Source organism: Vibrio sp. HM8-C, assembly GCF_058630515.1.
This window is the reverse complement of the sequence record NZ_JBMMKS010000043.1, coordinates 1-524: the sequence shown is the minus strand read 5'-3', so window position 1 is coordinate 524 and position 524 is coordinate 1. Positions and strand designations below refer to the sequence as shown.

Sequence of the window (524 nt, the reverse complement as noted above, 5' to 3'; positions counted from 1 at the left end):
GTGACCACTAACTTCATTGTGAAGTCGCCAACCGACACTGTGACCATTGCCAGTAATCAAATTCACGTACTAGGAGCCGTCACATGGACACCTCCAGCGTAATTATTGACTACAGCGAAGCTGACTTTGCCGATGCACTTCGAGCATTGTTACCCAAAGGCGAATACTGGCAAGAAGCGGAGAACGTTGAGCTGACCAATGTTATAGAAGCGCTGGCGATTGACTTCAAAACCACTCATGACGAAGTGCAGTTGTCATTGCTCACCGATTTCAAACAAGCCTTGTTTGGCTGGAAGATTAGCGATTATCAGGCGCTGCTCTATGAGGTGGCTGGGAATAATTCTGGCGAAGTTTCGGACTTAAGAGCCACGCCGAATCTGATTTATGTCTCGTTGGGAGATGAGTATCGAGGCTCAAGCAAGAAAGCTTGGACAGAGTTTGAGAAGAAGCGACTGCCACACACAGAAATTATATGGACGTATCAATCACGGGTGGATGTGCATCACCAGTTGGCAAACTGCCGA

General features: G+C 47.7%; 1 protein-coding gene. It reads left to right on the top strand.

Features of this window, described 5'->3' with window-relative positions; translation table 11 throughout:
• Positions 1-83 precede the first annotated feature (83 nt).
• Positions 84-524: hypothetical protein (locus ACOSVQ_RS20640; RefSeq protein ID WP_491984304.1), on the top strand; the 441-nt coding region annotated here is incomplete at its 3' end.